Source organism: Thermodesulfobacteriota bacterium, assembly GCA_036397855.1.
Lineage (GTDB): Bacteria > Desulfobacterota_D > UBA1144 > Nemesobacterales > CSP1-2 > DASWID01.
In genome coordinates this window covers 30702-57355 of the sequence record DASWID010000024.1, presented here as the reverse complement: position 1 = coordinate 57355, position 26654 = coordinate 30702, and the positions used below count along the sequence as shown (strand labels likewise).

The window sequence follows — 26654 nt, the reverse complement described above, 5'->3', positions numbered from 1 at the left end:
TCGTAATTGATGACAATATTTATTATCGATAGTCGGGACTTTTTTGTCCCGATTGAAGGGTAGGTCACGAGTCTTGCTCGTGACAGTGGATCGTCCCACCAGCAAGACTGGTGGGCTACCCGTGGGGGGGACAGGAACTGGTGGGCTAATGATGTGGGGGGTATGGATTCGTGGGCTACCGTTTAAATTGACCGACAATATATTTTTGCCAATCCTACGAGAATGTAGGGACCGATTCCCATATCGGTCCACATATTGATGCCCGTTCGGGGAACGGGCGCTGGATTAATATAAGTTTATAATCGATTTATTGAAATTAGATTTATTCAAATTATAAGGATTAAACCGGCTGGATAAATATAATCATCTAATTAGTGGTACGTCGTATTATAGCCTGTGCTTGATTCTTCAATCGAGGATCAAGTCTCATTTGAAGCGCCTTCCGGGCAAGTTCAGCAGCTTTTGCCTTATTACCAAGACGAATATAAACGTTTGCAAAAAGAACTTGTGCTTTTCCATCAGTTTTGTAATTCTCAAATAGTTTATTCAGGTATCGCTCAGCTTCCTCATAATATTCAACGGAATATCTATTCCTCTTTAATTCACGTTCTCCTCTCAAAAAATTGAGATACCCCATATGATAATAATAATATCTTTCAGATTTTCTATGTAGATTGTACGATTTACGAAACCACTCCTCTGCGTCATCGAATTCGCCTATTTTGATATACGCAACTCCAAGGTTATTTGCTGCATAAGCCAATCTCTCATTTGAAACTCTAACCCTTGGATCAAAAACCTTTAAATATTCCTGAATTGCCTCTTGTACCATTCCCTCTTGCCTTAGGGCATGCCCGAGGTTTATGTGCGGATCGGCTGCAAAGGGAGATTTTTGTGATGCCGTTGCCCACAGGTTCAGGTTATTCTTCCATATGCTTTGACCATGTATAGTTGTTATTAGAAACGAAATACCTATAAGAATACCAACTGCCCATGCTAGCTTTTCGTATTTTATTTTTCTGCCGAATTCAAAAATCCAATAGCCAAGCAATAGGCAAAATCCGATAGAGGGTATGTATAAAAACCTCTCAGCGTAAGGTGCTGCGGCTATTCTAAACACAGCAACAAGAATCGGAGGCACAAGCGTAATCAAGATCCAAGAAATACCAAATGCGGTTATACCCTCTCTTTTCTTTACGGAAACTATGGTCATAATGCATAGCAGCAATAATAAGATTATAGAACCAAATAGATATATTCCCTCTTTTGGGACATTTGTTATGAAGGGATTTAAGTCAAAGGGAAAAACAAGCTTCTTTATATAAAATATATATGAAAATAAAGCAATTTTTATTTTAAAAAAAACGGTCTGAAGAAAATTTACATCAGGTTGCCCGTCAGAAATTTGGAACAGGCTAACATTGGCTAGACTATTGGAAAGTTCTCTACCATAGGCATTTATGCTACCTAGTAATGAGAAGTCCGCGATCATATTCTTAAAGGTATCAGTTCGTATATAGATATAGACAAAAAATAAGAAGGCATAGACAAAATATCTCAGCAGGTTAGTGCGAATTGCAATCCTTCGAATAAATATGTCATAACTTATTACTACGATTGGAAAAACAATCGCAACCTCTTTAGAAAGTAGTGAAAGAGCAAAACAAAAAGCGGTGAAAACTAAAAACCATAGTTTCCTGAACGAGAGTATATGGAATACAAAGGCAAGCAAAAAAAATATACAGCATAATAAATCGGACCTACCAGCAACAAACGATACTGCTTCAACATGCATCGGAAAGGCAGCAAACAAAATCGATGAGAGAATAGCCACGCTTTCCCTTCTATCTATTCTAAATTCGCCAAGTACAAAAAGAGCAAAGAAATAAAATAACACTGTAACAATGGAATGCATGACCAGGTTACTTAAATGAAAACCAAAGGCGGAGTCCTTCCAGATTTTGTGATCAATCGTAAATGACGAAACCAATATTGGCCGATAATGAATTTGAGTGGGGCTAAGTAAATGTGATTCTATTTTAGAAGTATCATAAGAATAAATATTATTTAAAATACTCTCGTCATCCCAGACAAAATCACTACTTAGAGTGGGAATAAAAACCGCCAGAGAAAATATGAAGAGAAAAAGTGCAACTAGGAATTTGTTATGAAAAAGTCCTGCGATTACGCCTTCTTTTTTGTCCTTTTGAATTACATCTGCATCTCGTGATTGCTGCTTTGTGAGACTTTTTGCTTTCCTCTTTTTCTTGTCCATTATTCAGACCCAAAGGAAACACCAAAAATAAAATACAATTAAATTCTTGTCCTTCTTTGTAATTATCCAGTAAATTAAAAAAGCACCTTTAGCATTTATGGCAATTATCGTAATTAATATCTCAGCGATCGTTTTATTATACCCTTTTCATCCTACTAAGACCTGTTACTTCTAATTATGAAAAATTCCTTAAAAATTTCAACTTCAGGTAGAATACCAAGTTACTGTAATCACACCTAAAAGGAGCTCGAATGTGCCTAAAATACTGGTTCTGCCCGGGGACGGGATCGGAGTAGAGGTTAGTGACGTCAGCCTCGAGATTCTAAAAGGAATCGGGGATAAATATGATATTCAGTTCGATGTCGAGAAGGCATTATTTGGTGGAAGCTCCATAGATGCCTGTGGCGTTCCCATTACCCAGGAGGTTCTAAACAAGGCTAAGTCATCGGATGCGGTGCTTCTGGGGGCGGTCGGCGGTCCAAAGTGGGACCAGCTTGAATACGGTATTAGGCCCGAAAGGGGACTCCTTGCGTTAAGGAAAGAGCTCGATGCTTACGCAAATTTAAGACCCGCAGTCGTTTATGATTCACTTATTGACGCTTCTACCCTGAAAAAAGAGGTTATCGATGGCGTTGATATCATGGTGATAAGGGAGCTTACGGGCGGCATTTATTTTGGGACCCCACGGGGAATCGAAAAGCTCCAAAACGGGGGCGAGAAAGGGGTAAATACGCTCCTTTACACCACATCCGAGATTGAAAGGGTCGCTAGAATAGCATTTCAGATCGCTACCAAGAGGAGAAAAAAGGTCACATCTGTCGATAAGGCCAATGTGCTCGAGGTAATGGAGCTCTGGAGAAAATGCGTATCAAGGATCGGATCTGCCGAGTTTCCAGAAATTGAACTCGAGCATCTTTACGTCGATAATGCAGCCATGCAGCTAATCCGTAGACCGAAGAGCTTTGATGTGATTCTTGCGGATAACATGTTTGGCGATATCATCAGTGACGAAGCCGCACAGCTTACAGGTTCGTTAGGGATGCTCCCATCAGCAAGTATCGGAGCTACTGGGGCAATTTATGAACCAGCGCACGGGAGCGCGCCAGATATTGCTGGGAAAGATATTGCAAACCCTATAGCATCGGTCTTGTCCCTGGCAATGCTATTGAGGTATTCACTCAATCTGGATAAGGCGGCAGACGATGTAGAAGAAGCCATCAAAACCGTTCTTCAGAGGGGTTACAGAACAGCGGATATCTTCGAGGATGGCACTACGAAGGTAGGATGCAGGGAGATGGGAAACATAATATTGGAGGAAATCTATAAATTACAGTAGTCTTAATTAAACTTATTGGTTGTGAATTCGATACAAAGAACTGAAATAAAAAATTTATTCGACAACTTAAGACATTCCGAAATCTTTAAAGAGATTATTGATAAAATTGAAGAGGGTCCCCGCCGGATCACCCTGACCGGGCTTACCGGTTCATCGCGGTCCTATCTGATTTCGGCAATAGCTCAATTACTCAATCGGCCCGTTTTCTACATAACCGATTCAGTTAAAAGATCAGTCGAGGCACAGGGAGAAATCTCATGTTTTAGTGGACAAAAACCGCCACTCCTCGAAAAAAGGGAATTAGAGTTAAACGAATCGATCTTCTCATCGGTCTCCAAGGAAACTTCGGCTCGTTTAGAATGGTTATACCTTGCGAGAGTGAATAAAGTACTCATAGCCGAGGCGCCCGCTGTTCTCGAGAGGGTGATTCCGATGAACGTATTCGATGACTCCGTCATATCCATAAAAACTGGGGATAATGTGTCAAGATATGAATTTATTGCCAGGCTTGTGGAGATGGGTTATGTACAGACAGAGTTCGTGCAGAACGACGGAGAAATAAGCACAAGAGGATCGATAATTGACGTTTTTTCGCCCGCAACCCCCAATCCGATAAGGCTAGAACTCCTTGGAGATGAAATAAGCTCTATCAGATATTTCGGAACGTCTGACCAGAAGCTCATAGAAAAAACTGAAAGTGCCATAATTTTACCGGCAAGCGAACTAATTCTGAGCAAGGAGGCTATAAGCCGATCGATATGCTATGTAAAAAAGAAAGCCAAAGATCATGAGATACCAGCCTCCACTAAGATCTCGCTGATAAATGACATAGAGGGAGGTAAAAGGCTGCCCCGCATCAACATGCTATTACCATCATTCTACCCTAATCTTGGAACAGTCTTTGACTACCTTCTCCCAGAAACGCTGATCATTTTAGATCCGGCTGATGACATATTTAAGTCCCTTGGTTCATATGCTGACTCATTATTCAGAATCAACAGAAATCCAGGCAATAACAACATTCTACCGGACATAGACGAGCTCTATCTCACAAATGAGAGCCTTAGAGAGGAAATCTCAAGATTTCAAACAATTCAAGTCGAAGACTTATGGCTGAATGAGGAAGAAACAGATGGCATTAATCTATATACTGAACCTATTAACATTAAGAAAAAAAACGATCTCGATTCTCCATTTGAACCACTTGCCAATAAGATATTGGAAGCAGAAAAGATGGGCTGCTCGGCACATATCATCGTTAGCAACGATGTAAGCAGAGAAATGATAATTGAAGCGCTCGGAGGGCGGTCGATAAGCAACTTTGAGACGCATATTGGCCACCTTTCTTCTGGATTTATATTCCCCGCGGCTAATCAAATGATCATCGGAGAAAAAGATATATTCGAGGATAGCAAAAGAATACGCCCTCGAAAGATAAAGAACATACCTTCGGCCTTCTTAACATCATTCAGTGAGCTTAAACCCGGCGATTTCATTGTGCATGTGGATTTCGGGATCGGTATCTACAGGAGCCTTAAGAGATTAAGATTCGGCAACATGGAAGGCGACTTTCTGCAATGCGAATACCAAGGAGGTGATAAGATCTATGTGCCCGTAGATAAACTTAAGCTCGTTCAAAGGTACATAGGTGAGAGAAAGAATCCACGAATCGACAAACTCGGCCATCAAAACTGGAAAAGGGTGATAAGGAGGGTTAAAAAAGCGGTTGAGAACATAGCAAAGGAGCTCCTAGAGCTCTACGCTGTCAGAAAAGCAGAGAGCGGTTTTCAGTTTTCGAAAAGAGACAAGCTATTTAAGCAGTTCGAGTTCGAATTCCCGTACGAAGAAACAATAGACCAGGACTCCGCTATAGAAGACGTGATGAGTGACATGGAGTCGCAAACGCCGATGGACAGACTGATTTGCGGCGATGTTGGTTTTGGAAAAACAGAGGTAGCTATAAGAGCTGCCTTCAAGGCGGTAATGGACGGAAAGCAGGTTGCCTTCCTTGTGCCGACGACCCTCCTGGCTTACCAGCATTATCTGACGTCAGTTGAGCGTCTAAAACAATATCCCTTAATAATAGAGACGCTATCAAGATTTAAGTCTCAAAGGGAGGAAAAATTAATCCTAAAGAGGCTTAAGGACGGTAACATCGATTTGATCATCGGAACCCATAAACTCCTAGGAAATAAAATTCAATTCAAGGACCTAGGGCTATTAATAATCGACGAAGAACACAAGTTTGGAGTCTCTCAAAAGGAGAGACTGAGGAAAATTAAGAAGGGCATAGACGTATTATCGCTGAGTGCTACCCCGATTCCACGCACACTTCAACTATCGCTGGCCGGAATCAGGGACATAAGCCTTATAAACACCCCCCCAGAAGGAAGGCAGGCCATCGAGACATATGTACTTCGATTCAGCCGAAACTTAATAAGAAAAGCAATCTTAAAAGAAATCGATCGGGGAGGCTCGATATTCTTTATCCATAACAGGATAGAGGATATCTTCAATCTTGCCGAAGAATTAAAGAATATTGTACCGGAGGCTAGAATCGAGGTCACTCATGGAAGGATGCACGAGAAACAACTTGAAGATAGTATCGATAAGTTTTCTCATGGCGAAATAGATGTACTGGTAACTACAGCGATTGTTGAATCCGGACTTGACATACAAAGAGCCAACACAATGATCATAAATAATTCCCACAAATTTGGACTCGCAGACCTGTATCAACTAAGGGGAAGGGTGGGCAGGTCAGACAAGAAGGCTTTCGCCTATTTTCTGATCCCAAGCACAGGTTCACTCACCCCAGAATCCAGGAGACGCCTCAAGGCAATTACCGAACTCAATGAACTCGGCTCAGGATATAGACTTGCTCTGTCAGACCTTGAGATAAGAGGTGCCGGAAATATCTTTGGCACAGAACAATCGGGCCATATCGCCGACGTAGGCCTCGAGCTATATCTTGAGATGCTCGATGAATCGATCAGGAAATTAAAAATGGAAGAAACACCTTTGGAATATGAACCCGAAATCAAGTTTAATTTCTCAGCCTTTATTCCCGATGATTATATTGAAGACCCTACTGAGAGATTGTTATTTTACAAAAAACTATCAACAGTCTCATCAGAAGATGAATTATATTCAATAAAGGAGGAACTAAGAGACAGATTTGGGAAAATCCCAGAGCCCAGCTTGAATCTACTGAACATAGTAGAATTGAAGATATTAATGAAAGAACTGCAAATTGGCAAAATGGAGATAAAACCCGGTGATACAATAATTGACTTTCGTGAAAAATCTCCTCTGCTCAGTAGGTTTAAGCCAGCCGGCAGGTTGAGGATTATCAGTAGCGATGGAAACCAATTTATAGAAATTAAGAAGAGACTGACGGAATTGATCGCCGTTATGAATGCTGAAAAGAGGCAAAACCGGAGAAGTTACCCTGATTTATAATAGGCGCATCTTCAACATGTTCAAATTTCGGGACATGAATGTCCCGACTATCCATAATAAATATTGTCGTCAATTACGATAGGCGGGGTTTTCCAACCCCGAATGGATAAAGCATTTGGAATGCGGACCTGACCTGTCCTGAGCATCGTCGAAGGAAGATAGGCGGGGTTTTCCAACCCCGCATCGATTAAACATTTGGTTTGGAAACCATAATGATTTGTAACCAGAATTATTTATCAGCAGACCATTCTAAGGTATCATGTTATCTTAAATGGAGGTTAGTGTTCAGGCAACCAATTTAAATTTTTTTGATCTAGTAATTTATTTTAAGCAGAATATAGTATATTTCTATGGTATATATTAGTTTCCGGAGAGCACAAAAAGTGAAAAAAATTGCATTTTCATCTTTATACGTCGGTATCTTTATACTCTTATTCTTGACCTTTGTAAATATATCTTCCGCCAGAGACGTAATAGATGGAGTTATAGCAGTTGTAAACGATGACGTGATTACACTTTCCGAATTTGAGGAAAAGCTCCCGAATCAGAACACAAAAATTACCCCTCAACAAGAAAAAACTATATTAGATCAGATGATAGAGCAAAAGCTACTAGAACAACAAGCGGAGCAGCTAGGAATAAGGGTTTCAGAAAGTGAAGTCGATAACGCCATCAAGAGCGTAATAGGCAAATTCAACCTGAGCGATGATCAAATGAAGGAGGTATTGGCTAAGGAAAACCTTACACCAGAACAGTTCAGGGAACAGTGGAGGCTACAGATACTAAGCCAGAAGGTGATTGGGTCTAAACTCCAGGGGCAATTAGCGGTAACGGAAGATGAGATTGAAGAATACTATAAAACGAACTATGGAAGTGATGAAAAGATAGATGAGGTTAAAGTAGCCCACATCTTAATAACTCCAGAGGCAGCGGGTGGAGAAGAACAGGCAAAACAACGAGCAGAAGAGGTTGCAAAACTAGCCAAGTCAGGAGAAGACTTTGGAAAATTGGCAGGAGAGTATTCTAACGACACGATATCTTCCGTTAAAGGTGGTGAACTTGGATACTTCCGGAGGGGAGACCTCGTCGAATCCCTTGAAAATGCTGCTTATTCGACTCCTGTTGGACAGATTGCAGGGCCAGTCGAGTCTCCAGCAGGCTATCATATCGTAAAGGTTCTGGACAAGAAAACGAACGAGGGCAATCTTGACGACTATAGAGAAGAAATTAAGGAAAAGCTGTATCGAGAAAAAGCAGAGCAAGAACTAAGTGCATGGATAGATGAAATAAAAAGTTCGGCTTACATTGATCTGAGGATTTAACTACCCTTTTTAGCGTAGGCATCGATTGGCGGGCATGTACATACAAGATTCTTGTCCCCGTAAGGATTATTAATCCTTCCAACCGGCGGCCAGAATTTATTGATTTTTACATAGGGAAGGGGGTAGACAGCCTTCTCTCTGGTATAGGGGTGGCTCCATTTATCCGAGAGTGCTTCTTCGGCTGTATGAGGTGAGTTCTTTAATACATTATCCTTAGAGTCAGCAATTCCGACAGATATCTCCTTAGCCTCCTGATAGATTGAAATAAGGGCATCACAAAAGCGATCCAGTTCACCTTTCCCCTCACTTTCAGTCGGTTCAATCATCATCGTCCCGGGAACAGGCCACGATATGGTAGGCGCATGGAAACCATAATCTATCAACCTCTTAGCCACATCTTCGACTTCAATACCAAAGCTAATTTTCAACGGTCGTAAATCCAATATGAATTCATGTGCTACCCTTCCATGAGCCCCATCATATAAGACCCTGTAATATCTTTCCAATCTGGACTTAAGATAATTTGCATTCAAGATCGCAAACTTGGACGCGTCTGTAACACCCTTAGAGCCAAGCATCTTAATGTATCCGTAAGATATCAGAAGAATACTTCCACTCCCCCAAGGGGCGGAAGCTACTGCAGTGATTGATTTCCTACCCCCAACAGGTATCAGCGGGTGGCCCGGAAGATATGGCGATAAATGCTCGGCTGCGCATATTGGGCCCATTCCAGGCCCTCCACCTCCGTGCGGAATGCTGAAAGTCTTATGTAAATTTAAATGACAGATATCAGCCCCTATTGTTGAAGGACTTGTAAGTCCCACCTGTGCGTTCATGTTTGCGCCATCCATATATACCTGTCCACCGTTATCGTGGACTAATGAGCAAATGTCCCTGACGCTTTCTTCGAAGACTCCATGCGTTGACGGATATGTGATCATGATAGCGGCCAGGTTATCCCTATGTTCGGATGCCTTATTCTTTAAGTCCCCAAAATCAATATTGCCCTCTCCATCGCAAGAAACAACCACTACATTCATGCCTGAAAGAACCGCACTGGCGGGGTTAGTACCATGCGCTGAGGCTGGTACTAAGACGATATTACGATGCCCCTCGCCTATATCCTGATAATAGGCTCGAATAACCATGAGACCAGTATACTCTCCCTGTGCGCCGGAATTAGGCTGTAGTGACACAGCGGGAAGTCCCGTTATTTCACTTAAAAACCTCTCTAGCTCGTTAATTATCTCAGCGTATCCCTCGGCCTGGTCTAAAGGAACGAATGGATGCAATCTTGAGAACTCTGGCCAGCTAATCGGTATCATTTCTGCAGTTGCGTTGAGCTTCATGGTACAGGACCCAAGCGGTATCATCGATGTCGTCAGAGAAAGATCTCGACTCTCCAGAGTCTTTATAAATCTGAGCATCTTGGTCTCAGAATGGTAACTGTTAAAAACCGGATGGGTTAAAAAATCGCTCTTCCGTGTTAATTCACCAGGATAGAGAACTTCACCTGAATCATCAGGTCCTATACCTGCTAAACCTTGATATTCCGGTCCCCTAGCGTTAGCGAATATATTGACTATCCGCCTTATATCCTCAAGACTAACCGTTTCGTCTAATGATATGCCGATAAACCTGGTGCTTATGTACCTAAAATTCATCTGAGCCTTTCTGGCGAGTGACTCGATCTTTTTTCGAACACGGTTTGAGGATTCACCAAGGTCGACTTTCAAGGTGTCGAAATAATATTTATTGGCCTGAGCGTAACCAAGTTTATTTAATTCGAATTCCAGAATCCTTGTTAATCTTTGAATCCTTTTTGCAATTGATCTCAAGCCGTCTGGTCCGTGATAAACGGCGTACATGCCTGACATTATTGCAGGGAGTGATTGAGCAGTACAAATATTGGAAGTGGCCTTTTCCCTTCTTATATGCTGCTCTCGGGTTTGCAGCGCCATCCTAAAAGCCGTATTCCCATGCCTATCGATCGACGCACCAATTATTCTGCCAGGGATCTGTCGTTTATATTTATCCCTGGTGGCAAAATAAGCTGCGTGAGGCCCGCCGTAGCCCAAAGGTACACCAAACCTCTGAGTCGATCCTACAACAACATCGGCACACATATCTCCTGGTGGTTTGACGAGTGTAAGTGACAGCAGATCGGCAGCAATAGCGACCATTGACCCTGAATCATGGGCGCAGCGAATGAAATTGGAATAATCCAGGATTTCTCCATCTGCGTTAGGGTATTGTAACAAGGCTCCGAATGCTCTGTCTTCAAACTCGAAGTTCACGTGGTCACCTATAATCAGTCTTATCCCTAAAGGCTCAGCCCTGGTTCTTAATATGTCTATAGTCTGGGGGAAACATTGTTCCGAAACAAAGAACACATTTGCCCCTCCTCTCACTTCACCTGCTTCCCTAATCCTGAAAAGCATCGTCATGGCTTCAGCGGCAGCGGTTCCTTCATCAAGGAGGGAGGCATTAGCAATTTCCATCGCCGTTAAGTCTATTACCATGGTCTGGAAATTAATTAACGCCTCGAGACGGCCCTGTGATATCTCCGCCTGATATGGAGTGTATTGAGTATACCAACCGGGATTTTCTAGGATATTCCTCTGAATCACGCCCGGTGTTATGCAATCGTAATAGCCCAATCCGATGAATGACTTAAAAACCTTATTCTTTAAAGCTACCTTCCTCAACCCTTCCAAGTAGAGGTGCTCAGTTGATGGGGGAGTTAAATCCAAAGGATTTTTTAGACGGATCGAGATTGGGATCGTCTCGTCCATCAGTTGGTCCAAAGAGGTTACTCCCAAAACCGTGAGCATTTCCTGTAACTCTCGCTCGTCCGGACCGATATGCCTCCTTGAAAAGCAATCATGGGAATCCAACTCTGTCGGTGGAGAATCGTTCTTAAGATAGGCCAAGTCATCTTGCTTATATTTCATCGATAATAACGCTGAGCCGCTTGAATAAATCTATCGCGGATAAAACAATAACCAAACTTATTTTATTCGGAGCGTTTTCATATTATTAGCCTAAAGAATACGAAGATTTTTTAGACACACTCATTACCTATTTGTGTGTTTCCTTTTCAATAAATTCGGAATATTGTTCGTTATCCATAAGGTCATCGAATTCATCAGAGTCGTGTATCTTCACCTTTATCAGCCAGCCGTCTCCGTACGGATCTTCATTTATGGTTTCCGGTGAATCAAGCAGAGATTCATTGACCTCAATAACCTCACCACTGACCGGAGCATAAAGGTCAGAAACAGACTTTGTCGATTCAACGCCACCAAACGAATCTCCCTTTGTAATTTCATCACCCTCGCTAGGCAGTTCTATATAAACGATTTCACCGAGAGCATCCTGTGCATAATCAGTTATACCTATAACTACTAAGTCGTCCTCAATCTTAGCCCACTCATGCTCATCTGTGTATTTCAATTCCTCTGGAATGTCAATCATAGCTTCTTCTCCTTCTTAATAGGTTTGTTCGTGTAAAAAGGGGTTGAAACAATTCTTGATTTTCTTCTTGTTCCACGAATCTCTATATCAAGGTTTTCTCCAACCACTGCATTGGTGCTCAACAGTGCCATTCCAATGGACTTCTCAAGACTTGGGGATAAAGTTCCACTCGTAACACTACCCAACTCAGCCTCACCACTCAATACCGGGTAACCTTGCCTAGGTATGCCGCGGTCGATCATCTCAAATCCTATTAATTTTTTTTCAGGCCCAGCCTCTAAAACCCGCACTAGAGCTCTTCTACCAATAAAATCGCCCTTATCAATTCTCACATATCTGCTCAGACCCGATTCGATTGGGTTTATATCCTCGTTAATCTCATGACCATAAAGCGGATAAGCCATTTCAATTCGAAGGATATCTCTCGCGCTTAGACCACTGGGTACAATATTATATTCACTGCTTGTATCTAGAATCGCCTCCCAGACTTCGGTGGCATCTCCCCATGGAATAAAGATTTCAAATCCATCTTCACCGGTATACCCTGTTCTCGCGATCATTAGATCGATATCATTCCAACTTGTTTGCAGGAAATAGAATCTTTTTAGATTACAGAAATTGACTCCAAATGCATCAAATATTATATTCTGGGATTGGGGACCTTGAAGAGCCAGTTGAGAGTACTCAAAGCTCTTGTTCAAGACCTCCACCTTGAATTCTCGTTCTACGCTTCCAATCCATTCAAAATCCTTTGCAGTGTTTACCGCATTCACACACATGAGAAAATAATCATCAGAATATTTATAGATAATCACATCATCGATCACGCCACCTTCATGATTGCAGAGCATGGTATATTGAGCCTGAAAATTCTTCAGTTTGCTGATATCGTTTGTTGTCATCCACTGACAGAAAGATGCCGAGTCCCTTCCAATAATTTCGATTTCACCCATATGGCTAACATCAAATAATCCGGCGGACGTCCTTACTGCAATGGTCTCTTTTCTGCTTCCTGAATACTCAACTGGCATCTCCCAACCGGCAAATTCAATAAACTTTGCACCAAAGTGTTCATGTAATCGATAAAGCTCTGTTTGTTGCATTATACAATAATCAGTTAACAGCAGAAAACAGAATTGTCAACAAACAAATATCGACAAATATTTGTACCCGTTCTTTTAATTATGCTATTATCAATATTGATGAAAATTACTAATAATTTCGGGTAAATCCATTGAAAAAGAATTTATATTGCCTAAACTTTATATCAAGATATCAATAGGTGATTTGGATTCAACTTCAAATACTCTGATTCACTCTTGCTTCTTACAATTTAAAAAAATGAATGTATCTAATAGGATCAAGGAGTTTTATAACTCACTTTACAATCGCTACGGACCTCAAAACTGGTGGCCAGCAGAATCCGAACTTGAATGTATCTTAGGTGCAATACTCACACAAAACACCTCATGGAAAAATGTGGAAAAGGCTTTTGAAAATCTGAAATCAAGGGGTTTACTATCCGTTGAGAAGCTGGATTCAATACCGACTAAGAAACTCGCAAACCTGATCCGCCCGTCCGGGTATTTCAATCAAAAAGCGATTAAGATCAAAGCCTTTATCAGTTATGTTAAGAAAACCTACAACGGGGACCTGGATAAGATGTTCGATGAGGATACACATGAACTCCGAGAAAAGCTTTTAAGGATAAAGGGTATTGGGCCTGAAACAGCAGATAGCATATTACTCTACGCGCTAAAGAAACCGGTATTTGTGATAGATGCATATACTTACAGAATCCTTTCGAGGCACAGCATGATTCCGAAAGAGATCTCATATCAAGAAATGCAAGATTTATTGATGGATTCACTTCCCGAAGATATACAGGTCTTTAACGAGTACCATGCACTTTTGGTAAGGGTGGGAAAAGAACACTGCAAAAGAAAAGCCCTGTGCAAAGGTTGCCCTCTGGAATACGATCCGCATACAGTGTAGATTCCTGCGGGGTAGGAAAACCCCGCCTATCGTAATTGATGACAATGTTATTTATTATGGATAGTCGGGACATTCTTGTCCCGCAATTTGAAGTAAATGTAGCGGAAACCTTAAGGATCCCGTCCGAAATGTTTTCTCCATGCGGGGTACGAAAACCCCGCCTATCGTGATTCATGACAATATCATTTATTATGGATAGTCGGGAAATTCTTGTCCCGAAATTTGAGCGTGTTCAAGATGCGCACAATAACCCGCCAGCTGGTGAGCTACCCGTGTGGGGGGAACAGGGACTGGTGCGTTCCCGTTTAAATTGACCGATAATATCCTTGGGTAGGTCACGAGTCTTGCTCGTGACAATCGATCATCCCACCAGCAAGACTGGTGAGCTACCCGTGTGGAGAGAATTTAATTAAGATTCGACTTAGCTATATCTACAACTGCTTTAAAACCCTCTGGATCCCTCACAGCCAGGTCGGCCAGGTTTTTTCTGTCTATCTCGATACCAGCCTTAGATAATCCACCGACTAGCGTGCTATATGAAATGCCAAATGGCCTCGACGCAGCGTTTATTCTCAAAATCCATAGCCTTCTAAAATCCCTCTTCCTCCGACGCCTGTCTCTATATGAGTACGCCAGTGCACGGAGCAGGGTCTCTTTCGCGTTTCTTAAATTTGTCCCCCTATTCCCCCAATAACCCTTTGCGAGCTTCAAAATCTTCTTTCTTCTCTTCCTGGAAGCAACTGATCGTTTAACTCTCATTACTCCTTCTCCTTCAGCCTTATCTCAATACAAGATGCAGGATGCACGATACATGATCCATGATAAAAACCTATTTTTTTCCGCATCGTGAATCTTGCATCATGCATCGTGGATCGTGTAGCTAGAGATAAGGTATTATTTTCTTTATCCTCTTTGCCGCAACCCCTTCAATATAATCTGGAGAGATTAACCTCCTTTTTCGTTTTCTGCTCTTCTTAACGTTAAGATGACTTTTTCCGCTGCGATTTCTCATTACCTTGCCGCTGGCGGTAACCTTAAACCTTTTTGCGGCTCCCTTATTTGTCTTTACTTTAATTTTTGCCATTGTCCTTTCCTGCTTTTGGTTTCTTCTTTGGAGACAGAACCATAATAAGGCTCTTGCCCTCAAGCCTAGGAGGATAATCTATTGCTCCCATAGAAGATACACGCTCAAGAATCCTGTCGGCAAGCTCTTTGCCGATTTCTGGATGTACAATCTCTCTACCCCTGAAAAATATCCTGATTTTCGTTTTGTTCCCCTCTTCCAAAAATTCACATATGCGATTTATCTTTACATCGAGGTCGTGCTTACCAATATGAGGCCGAAATTTAACCTCCTTCAGAGGATGGGCCTTTTGCTTCTTAGCGCTGGCCTGCTTTTTTAGCTCATATTTGTATTTGCCAAAATCCATTAACCTGCAAACAGGCGGATTCGCATTTGCAGCAACTTCCACTAGGTCTACACCCTCCTCCTGAGCTTTCAGCAATGCCTCATGAATTGGTAACACACCTAACTGTTTACCTTCTGATGAGATGACCCTGACCTCTCTAGCTCTAATCCTTTGATTTACCCGAATCTCAGGTTCCCTTGCTATTTTTGCTCTACCTCCCTCCAACGGTGCGGGTCATTTTCTTTAGCGATTAACTCTAAAAAGGCTTCCAAACTCATCGAAGATAGATTTTCCCCTCCCCTCTTCCTAGGCGTCAATGTCGTGCTTTCAACTTCATTTTTTCCAATCACCAACAGGTAGGGAATTTTCATGAGTTGCGCTTCCCTAACCTTCAAACCAAGCTTTTCATTCCTAAAGTCCCTATCAACCCGGATCCTACGCTCGCGCAATGTATCATATATACTCTCGGCATATGGAGTCTGCTCCTCCCCTACTGTCGCCACCCTTACCTGAATAGGGCTCAACCATAAAGGAAAAGCGCCACCATAATGTTCTACAAGTATCCCGAAAAATCTTTCGAACGAGCCCAATATGGCACGGTGAATCATTATCGGCGAATGTCGCGTATTGTCAACCCCTATAAAATTCATATTAAATCTTTCAGGCAGGTTAAAATCTACCTGAACCGTAGAGCACTGCCAAGACCTATCGATAACGTCCTTTATCTTTATGTCAATCTTTGGTCCGTAAAAAGCGCCCCCTCCCTCGTCCAACTCATACTCTAGCCCTTTCCTTTCAAGTGCATTCTTAAGAGCCAATATAGCTCTGTCCCAATTATGCTCGCTCCCGACAAACTTATCCGGACGGGTGGAAAGAAAAACCTTAAAGTCATCAAAACCAAAAGTTTTGAGGAATGACATAATTAGATTGAGAACTCCCAAGACCTCATCCTCTATCTGCTCGGGCGTGCAAAATATGTGTGCATCATCCTGAGAAAAGCCCCTGACCCTTAAAAGCCCATGCAAGACTCCAGAGCGTTCATATCTATATACCGTGCCAATCTCGGCCCATCGTAGGGGGAGGTCTCTATAGCTCCTGACCCCAGATTTATAAATCATAATATGAAACGGGCAAGTCATGGGTTTTATCTGATATTCCGAATTTTCTACCTCCATGGGTGAATACATAAACTCCTTATAAAATTCCAGGTGTCCACTTTTTTCCCACAGGTCGAGTCTGGCTACATGGGGTGTAAATAATATCTCATAACCAAAGCGCTCATGCTCAGCCCTCCAGAGATCCTCGATAACGCGCCTGATCCTCGCCCCATTTGGATGCCAGAGAACCAGCCCAGGACCTATATCATCTTGTATACTGAACAGATCCAACTCCTTTCCAAGTTTCCTGTGATCTCGCTTTTTCGCCTCTTCAATTTTCTCTAAATAATCCTTAAGATCCCTCTCTTTTGAGAATGCCGTTCCATATATCCTCTGAAGCATTTGGTTTTTTTCATCACCGCGCCAGTAAGCCCCGGCTACGCTCAAGAGTTTAAAGACCTTCACATGCTCCGTGGAGGGAGCGTGTGGACCCCGACATAGATCATACCAATTACCTTGCTCGTAAATGCTGATTTTCTCATCGGGAGGCAACTCGTTTAATATTTCAATCTTATAATGCTCTCCGTCTTCGCTAAAGATCCTCAAGGCCTCATTCCTAGACACCGTCTTTTTGATCAGGGGCTTCTTCTCTTCTGCAATCTCCTTCATCCTCAATTCAATCTTTTCTAGATCCTCTGGAGTAAACCCCCTCTTATAATCGAAATCATAATAAAAACCATTTTCAATGACAGGTCCTATTGTTACCTTTGCCTCGGGGAAGAGATCCTGCACAGCCTCTGCCATGACATGCGCAGCCGTATGTCTTATAAGATCAAGTCCATTCGGAGAATCAATCTTCACCGGCTCTACCGTTGAATCGCGTTCTAGATTAAACCAAAAATCAACCAGCTTGCCATTTACCTTCGCACCTATCACGCTATCTCCGATTCCAAGAGACTTGAATATTTCTCCTACAGTTATCCCTTTCGGAAAGGCCTTAGCCTCTCCATCCGGGAGTGTTACTCTTAACTCACTCATGTCCATTCAAAAGGATGCAGGATCCAGGATACACGATAAAAAAAAGATTTTTATCATGAATCGTGCATCTTGTATCATGCATCATGTATCGTGCATCGTGCATCTTGTATCATGCATCGTGCATGGTGAGCGCGGCAGGATTTGAACCTGCGACCTCTTGCGCGTCAAGCAAGCGCTCTCCCCCTGAGCTACGCGCTCATGCCCGATTTAACTCGTGAAGTCACTGTAGCTTGCTACAAGGTTTCCACTGTCATTGACACCAAACCGACCGTCGTGCCGTCATCGCGAAATTTGTCCTTCGATGTACTCAGGATAAACTCCGAAATTGAAGCAATCTCATACTTTCTTTCCCGTTTTAGATTGCTTCGTCTCCTTCGATCCTTCGATAAACTCAGGATCAGGGCTCATCGCAATGACTGAAGAGACTGTTCGTTTATGTACCCATACCCTGCAGCTTGGCTTAATTTTACTTAGATAAAATACATATCTCAAGGAAGCCGAACACTTAAGTAGTGGATTCTTAAGATATTTTATCCGGTATTGTTAAGACTAAAGATATCCTTTAGATTACTTTAGCATCATTCGACGTTCAAAATTCATTTAAAGCAAAGCCCTCAACGATGAAATATACCGGAGCAATACTTACAACAGAGTTTAAGGAAATTGCCCCAGCCAAAAGGGGTAAAGTAAGGGATATATACGACTTTGGAGACAAACTCCTTATTGTTGCTACCGATCGAATCTCCGCATTTGACGTTGTGCTGCCCAACGGAATACCCGACAAGGGTAAGATCCTAACTCAAATCTCCAAATACTGGTTTGATAAAACAACTAACATCATCCAAAATCACCTTTTATCCACAAGTGTCGAGGATTTCCCGAAAGTCATTCATAAACATAGAAAGTCCGTTGAGGGAAGGAGCATGTTGGTTAAAAAAGCTAAACCACTTCCAGTAGAGTGTGTTGTGCGCGGTTATCTATCCGGTTCGGGATGGAAGGATTATCTACAAAATGGCTCAGTCTGTGGGATTGTTTTAGACTCGGGCCTCGTCGAATCTTCAAAACTGGGCAGGCCTATTTTTACGCCGGCTACCAAGGCGGAGGGAGGACAGCATGATGAAAACATCACATTCGAGAGGATGGCAGGAATGATCGGAAAAGATTTAGCCGATTATTTGAAGGAGATCAGCATAACTCTTTACGAGTTTGGCAACAAACTGGCAGAAGAAAAAGGGATAATTATCGCGGATACAAAGTTTGAATTTGGCATAGAGGAGATAAGCGGAGATGTCATTCTAATAGATGAAATACTGACTCCGGACTCTTCCAGATTTTGGCCAAAAGACGAATACTCTCCCGGGAGGCCTCAGAAGAGCTTCGATAAACAGTTTGTGCGGGACTATCTAAACTCCATAGGATGGAATAAAAAACCCCCTGCCCCTGTTCTTCCGCCGGAGATCGTTGAAAAAACAAGAGAAAAATATCTAGAAGCTTTACAAAAGATTATTAGCTAAAAGAATATATTAATAATGTTAATTAATGTTTTAAGACATAATCTTTAATGTTACGTCAAAAAATCAGGGCCTCTTAAATGAATAAATGAAATTAATAGATAAGAGAATTTCGATTATATTTATATTATTCATTGTCTCATCGACTGGATGCGTTTATCTTAGGCTCTTACAGGTAAAGAGACAGCTAAATGATTTTGAAAATAATTTTGAGCTAAACGACCAAAATGGTCTAAAATTTGTTTTCAAGAATCCAGTTCTCCTTTCCGACGACATCATATGGCTTATGAAAAATGATCCCCTATCCACCGAACAAACCGAAAACGGGGAGAATTGGGTTTATGTACTCGAAAAACAGTATTTAGATGAGGATACTGACAAGGTCAATTATGACATCCCTATGCTATTTTATTTGCGTGATGACAAACTAGTTGAGATGACATTCCCAGAACGTTTTCTCAAAAACCTATCCAAACCCCTGCTCATTAAGATGTTAGGATCTATGGGAAAATCTGAGATAAGCAAATCCACTCGTACTGCCGGTACAGAGTTTAAGGGAAGCAATTCGGATGAGATACCCAAGAAGAGATATATCATTTCGGTATTGGGAGAACCTTATAAAGATGAAACAACCGATCAGACTGAAACGTTGACGTACCTGTATAACCTTAAAAAAAGTGATATGGCTAAAGAAAATGATCAATTTGATCTGAAGATGACATTTTCTTTTCGAGACAATAACGAGACGCTCGAGAAGACCGAATATAATTTCAACGGGCTAACAATGTCTTTGAGTCTTGTCGCCGATGAAAAGAAATCTAATGAATAACCCTGGACCAAGCTGCATGGCATCAGCAAATAAACAAACAGTCCCTTCAGTCATTGCTGTAGATGTTAGATATTTCGACGACGTAACCTTTAAAAGCAATTTCTTCCTATATCTCACCCTTTTTTCTGACTTCTTTGTCTTGATACAAAGAAGCAAAAATCAAGGCTACCCAAAAATTTGCTAAAAATCATACACTCCGACTAAAAAATTTAATTCAACCGCAACCCGTAAATTTTTTGGACGTCTTCGCTTTTGATTTTCTTAACGCAATTTTTGGAAGACCAATCAAAACCCTTCAATTCCGAAAATGTTTAATAAAAATAGAAATATTAATGAAATTGCAAAGAAGCTTGTCAACGAAATAAATAACATCTACAATTGCGAGGAGCGCTGAGAAAAGTCGAACGGCCAGTACAGGTTAGCGAAGTGCTCGCACCGGAAGGCCTGTAGCAAGCTATAGGAAATTTGTCAGTTAAACGGACTTTTCGTTAATAAAAAAACTGAAAAAAATTTAGTAGATCGAAACTTAAGCATACGTAGTAGAAAATTTTTTAGGAATGAAAAGACTTCTTAGACATTACAATCACATAATTGGCATACTGATTGGTGCATTTCTCGGAGTATTTGTAGGTTCACTCTTCCCTGAATTAGGTGTAAACTCGGGATTTCTCGGCGCAATCTTTCTAAACGCATTAAAAATGATCGTTCTTCCTTTAATAATTGTTTCAATAACGCTGAGTATAATGAAAGCTGGAAACATTGGCTCACTGGGTATAAAAACGCTAATTTACTATCTCACTACAACAGCTATAGCCGTCTTCATAGGAATTCTCATTGTCACCATTATACAGCCCGGTCTAGGAAGCGGCGTCTTTAAAGGTGCAATCCCGGAGATAATTAGAGGAAAAGAAGGGATCACGTTTGTCGACCTACTTAAGGATTTGATATCTCCAAACCTTTTTGAGTCCGCAGCGAAATTTCAAATACTTCCACTGATTATAGCCTCTATCCTGTTCGGCGTAGCCTTTGCGACACTCGGAAAAGAAAACAAATTGATTATAGAAATTTTTAGCTTAATCGATAGAGCTGTAATGAAGATAGTTCACTGGCTACTAATTTTCACCCCGATAGGTGTATTTGGACTCATAGCGAACAGGTTAGGATTGGCAGGGGGTGGGAGCGAGGTCATGAATCTCGCTCTGCAGCTCGGCAAATATGTAGGGTGCGTTCTTCTCGGATTATTTATCCATGGTTTTGTTGTTCTCCCATTGATTCTTTATGTTCTGTCAAGAAGGAATCCAATAGATTATTTATCAAGCCTGAGTAAAGCCCTTTTAACTGCATTTGCGACTGCCTCTTCTTCAGCGACACTACCACTCACAATGGCAGGAGCAATAGACGAAGCCAAGGTGTCACCAAAGGTTTGTCGATTCGTATTACCACTTGGGGCGACTATAAATATGGATGGTACCGCTCTATACGAGGCTGTTGCCGCAATATTCATAGCCCAGAGCTACGGCATCCATCTCGGCCTGGATAAGCTGATCGTGGTTTTTATTACTGCTTCGCTCGCTTCTATTGGAGCAGCTGGCATACCCGAGGCTGGTCTCGTCACTATGGTGCTGGTCCTTCAGGCCGTGGGATTACCGCTTGAGGGTATAGGACTGATATTATCCATAGATTGGCTACTGGATCGTTTCAGGACCACGATCAATGTATGGGGAGACTGCGTGGGAGCCGCAGTATTAGACCGATTCGAGACAAAAGAAATTGCAGATGAAAAGGTTTCGCTAGAGCTCACGTGACAAATAGTTCTTCCATTCCATTAGGTTGTATGTTAAAAAATAATCTTGAGTTCCTCTTGACCTAAAAGAATTTGTTTATTCTCTAACCGATCAGCTAGTAATAACAGAGCAACTTGGAGGACTACTTACACTTATTGTTGGGCTTATTTATGGCACTGAAGAAAGGATTGAGCCGGGCTAGGTAAAATCAATAAGCACAGAAATTTATTGATGAATGGGGTTTGTTTGTTTATCCTAACATCCCGATACATATTGAAAGCTCAGAATCGAGGAGTCGAATTTGATTAAGAAACCATGGCAGGGCCGATTTAACAAGAGCACACATGAGTTAGCTGAGAAATTCTCCGCTTCCATTGACGTAGATAAGATACTTTTTAGAGAGGATATTGAGGGTAGCATAGCGCATGCTAAGATGCTTGGTAAGACAGGCATTATTCAAAAAATAGAATCTGACAGGATAGTAAAGGGATTAAAGGAAATTCAAAGGGAAATAGAAACAGGCACATTTCCGTTCAGGGGGGAATACGAAGACATACACCTCAACATCGAGAAACGCCTTATTGATAAAATAGGCGAAGTTGGCGGTAAACTTCACACGGCAAGAAGCAGGAATGACCAGATCGCTCTAGACATGCGCCTTTATTTAAGGGGTGAAATAGATGAAATCCTCAATCTGATCAAAAGACTTTCTACAACTTTACTGAACCTGGCTTCAAAACATCCGGACGTAATCATGCCACTTTACACACATCTTCAAAGGGCGCAACCCGTATTACTCTCACATCACTTGCTCGCCTACTTTGAGATGCTAAGACGGGAAAGGAGTCGTCTCATTGACTGCCGCAAAAGGGTAAATGTGATGCCTCTCGGTGTGGGTGCGGGCGCTGGAACATCCTTTCCAATTGACAGACACTATGTGGCTAAGCTCCTTGGATTTCCAGAAATAACTAGAAACAGCATCGACAGTGTCAGTGATAGAGACTTCATAATTGAATTCATTTCAACCTCGTCTTCGCTTATGATGCACATGAGTAGAATCTCGGAGGAACTTGTTCTATGGTCTACCAAGGAATTCGACTTCATCGACCTCGGGGACGAATTTACTACCGGCTCGAGCATTATGCCTCAGAAAAAAAATCCCGATATTGCAGAGCTGATCAGGGGAAAGACCGGTAGGGTATATGGATACCTTATTGCAGTCCTCACGTTGATGAAGGGCCTTCCACTCTCTTACAATAGAGACATGCAGGAAGATAAAGAACCGATGTTTAACACAGTCAACACAGTTAAATCTTGCCTTGAAATCATGATAGAGATGATGAGAAATATTAAATTCAAGCCTGACAATATGAATAAAGCAGTCACGGGAGGGCACACTCTTGCAACAGATCTGGCAGACTACCTAGCCAGAAAGGGGGTACCGTTTAGGCAAGCCCATGAGATAACTGGAGAAATAGTCAGGTATGCCGAAGAGAAGGGCAAGGAGATTTTTGAACTCTCTATCTCCGAGCTGAAAAGATTCTCAAACAAAATCGAAGAAGAACTACTCCAACTCCTTAATCTAGAGGGCTCGGTAGCAAGCAGAAAATCACTGGGCGGAACATCCAAACAAAATGTCTTAAATATGATCAAGGAAAATAAAAAAGAGATTTCTAAGTGGTAAGAGTTAAAGCGGGACAAGTATGTCCCCGATCGTTATTAGACTCCCTGTGTCATTTGTGTCATTCCCTAACGCCTTAATAGGGAATCCATATTCTTTATCAGTGGATACCCGACAAAAATCCTCGGGCATGACAGAATGCGTGGATCTATACGAGAAAAGTAGTCTGCGACAGCTACCCGTAAATTCATCACCTAAAATAGGGCCCGTGGAACCAGCTCGAACTTAATTTTTTTTAAGCATCCAGAACGAAAAGAGTGAGACACTCGCATGCTTGCTTGATTATTGTATTTCATGTTATACATTATTTTGATCAGTTAACAAATTTTAGTAGCTTCACGGCCCCTTCGTCTAGCCTGGTCTAGGACATTGCCCTCTCAAGGCAGAAACACGGGTTCAAATCCCGTAGGGGCTGCCACCTAATATCGCTATGATCAACCCAAGCTTGTATTTAAATACTAAACAATTTTAGTTCCCAATTTCTCCCTTTCGATCATAAATTTTATCACCACGAAAAAGAGAATATTTATTGAAAGCCCGATTAAGGCAGCAAACTGTTCTTTATAGAAAATAAAAACCTGAGTCAGGAAAATTGATATCAAAATCGACCTTTCAAACATCTGATAGGCCTTAAGCCTTGATTTCCGCAGATAGTATATCCCGATAAAAACAAAAATCCCTGATGCCAGGGATGATAGAATCTCAGCCCCATCTACGAACGAAATGTTATAGAATCTATTTTCTATATGACTAAAAATTGATAGATTTAAAATCCTCTGCCAGCCTAATCCCAGGAAAAAAATATAAAAAATGACAACGGACGTGCTAACGACCAGGTTCAGTAAAAAAACGATAATGACCGTCAAAGTGAAAGCACGCTTTTCAATAACCCTGAGATAGAGTTGATTTAGATAAGAAATTGAACGAGCATACATTCCAGGCCTTGGAGCTGTTGCAGCCTTGGTATTCACTAACAAGTTTTTTGTCGAAATCACGAGAGGGTCCAATGGATTACTCCTGTTTAAATAACCGATAGTTTTCCGCTTTTCTTCCTCATCGAGATCCCTTAAAGCTAGTTCTTTCAGACTGTCTACTGCGTTAACGAGGTATTCCTTTTTTGTATAAACCCAACCGGTTTGAATTGTATGAACCCCCATATAAATGATTATGAATATGACGTACATGATGGCAACGGCCGGCTGAAAGAAGTAGTCATTATCCTGGGTTACAAATTTTCCAACTTCATCAATGAATGTACCAAATCCAATCCCGCCAAATAGCGCTGCCCACCACTCGATTCTCTTGCTCAGAAAAAAAAGAAGGATCATTATAGAAATTAACATTAATAGACCGCCCCAAAGCATATGAGCGATGTGGAGGTTACTATTTCCGATCTGAGGATACCCGGTAAGTCTTAAAAAAAGACGTATAATGAGGATTGAAGATACCGCCGAGACAAGAAATACTTCAAAGTATTCAGACGCTTCAAGATTTCGGAGAAAGATATAAGAGTGTTTCACCGGATATAAAAATGACCTCTATTGATACGGGCTTGGAAAACTTTTACTTTAATAGGGAAAACATTAAAAAACCACAAACAAGCCATGATCAAACCTAAGTCTTCTTAAGCTTAAATAGATGTATAGCCTCGAAAGGGTTAACGATACTTGAAGAGGCATCTCCGCTGTACGAGATATTTATATTTAAATCTCCTTTCAATAAATATGTCCTGGGAATGTGCACGCCGAAAATTGAAGTTTCAGAGATATGGGAATTTTTCTTTATCTTTATCTTCTTTATTATCCTCTTGTCAACATAAACGTTAATTTCAAGATCGTCTAATTCAATATTATTATCAAGTATAAGACTCAAAAAATAGTTTGATCTTCGATTAGCCTTTTTAATTTTGATCGAATAACTCCCTCTTCCCGACGATTCGAATTCGTAGTTCTCTAATGGTCCAGAAGATTCTATCCTATAATTGTTTGAATTGCTTTTCTCAAATATAGCGGAAAAATCCTTTTCATACGAACCATTTTTCGTATAAACTCTATTGGGGCCACTCCATGAAGTGTCTAACCATCCATCCTCTTTAATACTATACTCATATAGAGGATCAGTATATGGGTGATTCCAGAAAAAATACTTACGAGTATGTTGCGTGGCAGATCCATCGTTTAAAAATCCCCCACCTGCATGATCTAGCTTAATATTAAGATCTTTAAAAACCATTTGGGGTATCTCGGCAAGAGATACCGGCTCACTTGAAATTTTTAATTCTCCGGTAGAAGAAAAAGTTTTAGTCATGAAGAGGGGAATTGCTCTCGCCTTGATTTTGTGTGGTATAGTAGTTCTATTAATATATCCATGATTTTCTATCAGTTCAGTATTGATTTTTAGCTCCTCATACCTGCCTGCACCGTGGTCACCAAAGATATAAATTAAAGACCGATCATATATTCCTTTTGATTTTAATTCATCCAAGAATGAAACCAGTCTTTTAAGATTAAATACTAAAAAGTTCTTATAAGTTTCACGGGTGTCTGTGGAAGGTACATACTCTCCCCGCGCGTTTAAATTATATGGTGCATGGCATCCTTTGAGATGAAAGAACTTGAACACGGGCACCCTCACGGAACTATTGATATTAGAAATTTCACCATAGAAATTCTTGTCCCCAGACCACCAGTTTAAATGGCTTAATTTAGATTTATCACTTGGCAACAGTTCCGTTAGAAACCATTTATTATCGTTAATTACATGCCTTTTTAATAACTGAGGCGCATTGCGGAAAAGTGCAATATCGATTAAATGAAGACTATTGCTCAGACCTTGACTAAAATTTGTAATCTGACCTTTTTTAGTAAGGTTAGAAGCAATGGTGTGACTCTTAAGAAGAGTGTCATCGTAAAAGGTCGGAATTAAGTCAACCTGAAAATCCTTTTCCTTTAATACCTTTGGAATTGAATTTCCGAGATAAGCTTTTTCTATATACTCGCGGAATGGGACTGAGTTATCATAGTATGTACCGGTCAATATGTTTGGTACAGACGTTTCAGTAAATGGGAAACCAGCAACCGTATCCGGGTAATAAACGAATCCACTAAATTTTTCCTTAAAGTATGGACTTTCGGATATGATCTCATCAAAAACATCCGATTGCACCTCATCAAGAAGGATCAAAATAATATTCTTATCCGAAGAAAAGTCGAATTTAATTGACTCATCAAAAATGACTTCCCTCTTATCTAAAGGGGAGTATTCAAAATACTTGATCGCAAAAGTGGAAATCAAAGTTAGTATTATGACAATGCAGATTTTATTTATAATTTTTTTTATACAAGGCAAAAAGATAATCGTCAATATGATCATTATCGACCAGAGGCTAGCCTCAAAATAACCCCAAGTCGCCCATTTATCCCAATTTATTTTACCTCC

19 protein-coding genes and 2 tRNA genes are annotated in these 26654 nt (G+C 41.2%); 10 read left to right on the top strand and 11 right to left on the bottom strand.

What is annotated here, in order from left to right; genetic code table 11:
• Positions 1-367: 367 nt before the first annotated feature.
• A complete protein-coding gene (locus VGA95_01880; protein HEX9665284.1) occupies positions 368-2275 on the bottom strand; it encodes a tetratricopeptide repeat protein in 1908 nt (635 codons plus the stop codon).
• A gap of 253 nt (positions 2276-2528) precedes the next feature.
• Between VGA95_01880 and leuB the strand changes: the two genes are divergently transcribed.
• The 3 genes from leuB to VGA95_01865 all read left to right on the top strand — a co-directional run bounded on the left by leuB (position 2529) and on the right by VGA95_01865 (position 8395).
• Positions 2529-3611, top strand: a complete 1083-nt coding sequence (leuB, locus tag VGA95_01875) for a 3-isopropylmalate dehydrogenase (GenBank protein HEX9665283.1) — start codon at positions 2529-2531, stop codon at positions 3609-3611.
• Between the two features lie 21 nt (positions 3612-3632).
• Positions 3633-7073: a transcription-repair coupling factor gene (gene mfd, locus VGA95_01870; protein HEX9665282.1), complete on the top strand. Its 3441-nt coding sequence runs from the start codon at positions 3633-3635 to the stop codon at positions 7071-7073.
• 383 nt (positions 7074-7456) lie between these two features.
• Positions 7457-8395 carry a peptidylprolyl isomerase gene (locus VGA95_01865; protein HEX9665281.1) on the top strand — a complete coding sequence of 313 codons (939 nt, stop codon included), beginning with the start codon at positions 7457-7459 and terminating at the stop codon, positions 8393-8395.
• On the opposite strand, the gene gcvP is transcribed toward VGA95_01865, so the two are convergent.
• The 3 genes from gcvP to gcvT form a co-directional block, all read right to left on the bottom strand.
• Positions 8392-11349, bottom strand: a complete 2958-nt coding sequence (gene gcvP / locus VGA95_01860) for an aminomethyl-transferring glycine dehydrogenase (protein HEX9665280.1) — start codon at positions 11347-11349, stop codon at positions 8392-8394. The genes VGA95_01865 and gcvP overlap by 4 nt on opposite strands.
• Before the next feature lie 127 nt (positions 11350-11476).
• Entirely contained in the window at positions 11477-11872 is a 396-nt protein-coding gene (gene gcvH, locus VGA95_01855; GenBank protein HEX9665279.1) for a glycine cleavage system protein GcvH, read from the bottom strand.
• Positions 11869-12975, bottom strand: coding sequence for a glycine cleavage system aminomethyltransferase GcvT (gcvT, locus tag VGA95_01850; GenBank protein HEX9665278.1), 1107 nt, complete (start codon positions 12973-12975; stop codon positions 11869-11871). The genes gcvH and gcvT overlap by 4 nt, the downstream gene beginning before the upstream one ends.
• Before the next feature lie 238 nt (positions 12976-13213).
• Here gcvT and VGA95_01845 point away from each other — a divergent pair, with 238 nt between their 5' ends.
• A complete protein-coding gene (locus tag VGA95_01845; GenBank protein HEX9665277.1) occupies positions 13214-13867 on the top strand; it encodes an endonuclease III domain-containing protein in 654 nt (217 codons plus the stop codon).
• A gap of 405 nt (positions 13868-14272) precedes the next feature.
• On the opposite strand, the gene rplT is transcribed toward VGA95_01845, so the two are convergent.
• From rplT to VGA95_01820, 5 genes are all read right to left on the bottom strand, one after another.
• Positions 14273-14626, bottom strand: coding sequence for a 50S ribosomal protein L20 (gene rplT, locus VGA95_01840; GenBank protein HEX9665276.1), 354 nt, complete (start codon positions 14624-14626; stop codon positions 14273-14275).
• 121 nt (positions 14627-14747) lie between these two features.
• Positions 14748-14951, bottom strand: coding sequence for a 50S ribosomal protein L35 (gene rpmI, locus VGA95_01835; protein HEX9665275.1), 204 nt, complete (start codon positions 14949-14951; stop codon positions 14748-14750).
• Positions 14938-15501, bottom strand: a complete 564-nt coding sequence (gene infC, locus VGA95_01830; protein ID HEX9665274.1) for a translation initiation factor IF-3 — start codon at positions 15499-15501, stop codon at positions 14938-14940. Before infC ends, rpmI begins: the two co-directional genes overlap by 14 nt.
• On the bottom strand, positions 15477-17411 hold the full coding sequence (gene thrS / locus VGA95_01825) for a threonine--tRNA ligase (GenBank protein ID HEX9665273.1): 1935 nt from the start codon (positions 17409-17411) through the stop codon (positions 15477-15479). Before thrS ends, infC begins: the two co-directional genes overlap by 25 nt.
• 123 nt (positions 17412-17534) lie before the next feature.
• Positions 17535-17609 (bottom strand) — tRNA-Val (locus tag VGA95_01820).
• Here VGA95_01820 and VGA95_01815 point away from each other — a divergent pair.
• The 6 genes from VGA95_01815 (at position 17610) to VGA95_01790 (ending at position 23634) form a co-directional block, all read left to right on the top strand.
• Positions 17610-17831: a hypothetical protein gene (locus tag VGA95_01815; protein ID HEX9665272.1), complete on the top strand. Its 222-nt coding sequence runs from the start codon at positions 17610-17612 to the stop codon at positions 17829-17831.
• A gap of 200 nt (positions 17832-18031) precedes the next feature.
• On the top strand, positions 18032-18925 hold the full coding sequence (locus VGA95_01810) for a phosphoribosylaminoimidazolesuccinocarboxamide synthase (protein ID HEX9665271.1): 894 nt from the start codon (positions 18032-18034) through the stop codon (positions 18923-18925).
• Positions 18926-19010: 85 nt separating this feature from the next.
• Complete coding sequence (locus VGA95_01805) at positions 19011-19751, top strand: hypothetical protein (protein ID HEX9665270.1); 741 nt, start codon at positions 19011-19013, stop codon at positions 19749-19751.
• 557 nt (positions 19752-20308) lie between these two features.
• Positions 20309-21556, top strand: a complete 1248-nt coding sequence (locus VGA95_01800) for a dicarboxylate/amino acid:cation symporter (GenBank protein HEX9665269.1) — start codon at positions 20309-20311, stop codon at positions 21554-21556.
• 280 nt (positions 21557-21836) lie between these two features.
• On the top strand, positions 21837-23219 hold the full coding sequence (gene argH / locus VGA95_01795) for an argininosuccinate lyase (GenBank protein ID HEX9665268.1): 1383 nt from the start codon (positions 21837-21839) through the stop codon (positions 23217-23219).
• A 337-nt stretch (positions 23220-23556) separates the two neighbouring features.
• A tRNA-Glu gene (locus tag VGA95_01790) sits at positions 23557-23634 on the top strand.
• A gap of 40 nt (positions 23635-23674) precedes the next feature.
• Here VGA95_01790 and VGA95_01785 read toward each other — a convergent pair.
• The gene (locus tag VGA95_01785; protein HEX9665267.1) at positions 23675-24559 is read right to left on the bottom strand and encodes a hypothetical protein; all 885 of its coding nucleotides are present in this window, start codon (positions 24557-24559) and stop codon (positions 23675-23677) included.
• 271 nt (positions 24560-24830) lie between these two features.
• Positions 24831-26510, bottom strand: coding sequence for a sulfatase-like hydrolase/transferase (locus VGA95_01780; protein HEX9665266.1), 1680 nt, complete (start codon positions 26508-26510; stop codon positions 24831-24833).
• Positions 26511-26654 lie beyond the last annotated feature (144 nt).